The 2799-nt window shown below is 47.4% G+C and carries 3 protein-coding genes; 2 read left to right on the plus strand and 1 reads right to left on the minus strand.

Going from position 1 to position 2799, the window contains the following annotated elements; all coding sequences use genetic code 11:
* A partial coding sequence (locus tag LG31_RS0107475; protein WP_202963000.1) for a portal protein occupies nucleotides 1–916 on the plus strand: 916 nt, incomplete at its 5' end.
* Nucleotides 917–989: 73 nt separating this feature from the next.
* Here LG31_RS0107475 and LG31_RS0107480 read toward each other — a convergent pair.
* Nucleotides 990–1211, minus strand: a complete 222-nt coding sequence (locus tag LG31_RS0107480) for a hypothetical protein (protein ID WP_050513428.1) — start codon at nucleotides 1209–1211, stop codon at nucleotides 990–992.
* 78 nt (nucleotides 1212–1289) lie between these two features.
* Between LG31_RS0107480 and LG31_RS0107485 the strand changes: the two genes are divergently transcribed.
* Entirely contained in the window at nucleotides 1290–1574 is a 285-nt protein-coding gene (locus tag LG31_RS0107485) for a hypothetical protein (RefSeq protein WP_033113860.1), read from the plus strand.
* The last annotated feature ends 1225 nt before the right edge of the window (nucleotides 1575–2799 follow it).

The raw sequence follows: 2799 nt of genomic DNA on the forward strand, positions 1-2799 counted from the left end.
GGTCTACACCTTTATCCGCCGTCAGAAAGGCAAATGGGTATCAGACCAATACTTGGGGGATGAATTGATTCCCGACTCTCACGCTGAATACGCTATTGGCCGTTGCCCTTGGATTCCCCTTCGCATGGTACAAGTCAGCGGTGAAGATTATGGCCGTTCCTACGTGGAAGAACACATTGGCGATCTATCTTCCCTTGAGACACTTTCTAAAAGTATGTCCGAGTCAGCAAAAGCAGCCGCCCGGATTGTCTGGCTGGTACGTCCTAACGGGATTACAGACGTTACGGTATTGAACAGAGCTAGGAACGGGGCCTACATCGCGGGCAACCCTGAAGACCTTGTATGCCAGCAACTGAACAAGCAAGCCGACATGGCTATTACCAAGACTGAAGCAGATGAAATCCGGCGTGGTATCGCCCAAGCATTCCTCATGCAAAGCTCTCTACAGCGTTCTGGTGAGCGAGTAACAGCAGAAGAGATCCGAACTCTGGCTAGTGAGCTGGAACAGGTTCTAGGTGGGGTCTATTCACTTCTGAGCGTGGAACTGCAAGCGCCTATCGTGAGCGTGACCATTGGCCGACTGGAAGCAGCAGGAGTGATCCCGTCATTCCCCAAGGGCACATTCAAACCGTCCATCGTCACTGGCGTGGATGCTCTTGGCCGTGGGCAGGACTACCAGCGCCTTGTAACCGCTATGAACACTATGTCCCCTATGGGTGAAGCAGCTATGACGGCTGTAGACATGGGTGAGCTATGGAGTCGTGTTCTAGCAAGTCTCAACGTCCCAGAGCGTGGCCTTATCAAGTCAGCCGAACAACTGGATGACGAGAGGAAGCAAGAACAAGCAGCACAGCTTATGCAGGTTATGGGGCCTCAAGCTCTACAGATGCAGGGGGCGATGCAACAACAGCAGTAAACACGCGCTCCTACGTGAAATCTTCAGGGGGATTACCCTATCCATTCTGGAAATCTCGCGTAGGAGCACGTTCTCAGAGATCATCGAGCGTGACCTTAATCCCTTGTAGTGGGTTCGCCAGACGTTCCCTGGCTATGGCCTCTATTTTCCGAGCGTCAGCCATTAATACCGGATCATCTGCTTCTTCAGCGGCCTCTATGTAGGCTGCTATGTCTTCCTCTGAATTGAGGTAATCAGCGGTATCGTATCGGCTAAACCCTTCAGGGATAGGGCTTTGGTCTGGACTATCTTTCATAAATCCCTCTGTGCTGAACAGGTACAACAAGCCAGAGGATACACCGAATAACCCCTTACTCAAGAATGAACATAAACAATGAAAATTAAATTTAACAACAAAGATTATTCTATCCGTCAGAATGCTGATGGGCTCTATTCGCTCACCGATGTTAACAAAGCATGGGAGCTTGAGTTTGGTATAAAGAATGAGCTTCCCCTATGGAGGCATGATTTCCTGACGGGTGTTTATAACAAGAAGTACGGCCATAAGGTGACGAATAAAGGAGGCAAGAAAGGGGAGGTCTGGGGATGTGCAGGAGCATTACGACGATTCAATAAGCATTGTTTGGATACCAAAAATAAGCAAATGAATAATCCCTGACTATAGAATAAGATTCTATAAAAGGGTCATTTGCTCTACTCCTAGATAACATTACTACTATGGCTGAATGAATCTATTAGACTGTCCAGCAGAGTAATGTAAATTGTAATCAAAGTAGATAATCCCCCTCAGTTAATCTTCTCAATCCTTATTCATGGTTTCTTTGGTGTTCACAATAATAATAATGGGTGATAACCACCTGCAACAGCTCCATGCTCTGCAAGGGTAATTGAAATCAAATTCCCCGTGCAGTTAGTGGAGCTTCTTCTTCCCCTTGGGTCTACAGGTTCTTCCTGTAGGTCTGAGGGTTTTTATGGTCGGTTTTTGCCCTGTTGTCAATGCGGGCCCCAATGCGGCCCACGAACACTACTTTTGTAACCCCAATTGACCCTGCTGCTTTCTTCGGCGATACTGTTGACGGACGGGTCAAGTTTTAAAAAGTGTGTTGCACTATCAGACAACAACGCTTGAGCCCATCCTGTGGGGCGCTATCGATAAAACTTCATAGCCTTACAGTATGCCTTAAGTCATTGATAACTAAGGCTAATCCCATAGAGGGAAATCAAATAAAATGCAAGCAGAACACATTAAGCAAAAAGCCAAGAGCGACACTGCATTTAGCTACGATTTAGAACGTATGCAACAGCGGGTTGCCAATGCGGCTACAGCCTCCAAACGGGTTCCAAAGGGACTCAAGAATCCTGATGACTTCCTCCGTTGGTTAGATGCACAATAGGCGTTCTAACAATAACAACGGAGAAGACTAGCCACGGCACATTACACCTACCCCCAAACCCCAATTGATGTTGAGATCGGCCCTGAGTTTACAATAGACCTGCAACGAGGAAGGAAAGCCACACGGCAAGTTGTTGCTTCCTTTGTTGTCCATCTGGAGCAATACGGTTTCGCAAACCTCAAAGGCAAGAACAAACCATCATGGGATGTGAGTCGTGATGACCCCAAGCGGGAAGAGAAGGTTGCTTTTGCAAAGAAGCACAATCTGCATCACTACCACATAGGCATCCCCCATTACAAAGCCTCTATGTCAGGAAACGGATTTGTTTCTGAGTTCGTCCTACATTACCAATTGCTATCCGACGAGAATGGTGATTTTGTGCGTATTGTAGACTTCAGTAAACACCCCCCTTTCACACTTCCAGAAGAGAAGCGGCTGACATAAGGGATAACAAAAGCCTCTACGCCAGATAGACCAATCAGGATGTAG

Origin of the sequence: Aeromonas lacus, from assembly GCF_000764665.1 — a bacterium.
Taxonomy (GTDB): Bacteria; Pseudomonadota; Gammaproteobacteria; order Enterobacterales; family Aeromonadaceae; genus Aeromonas; species Aeromonas lacus.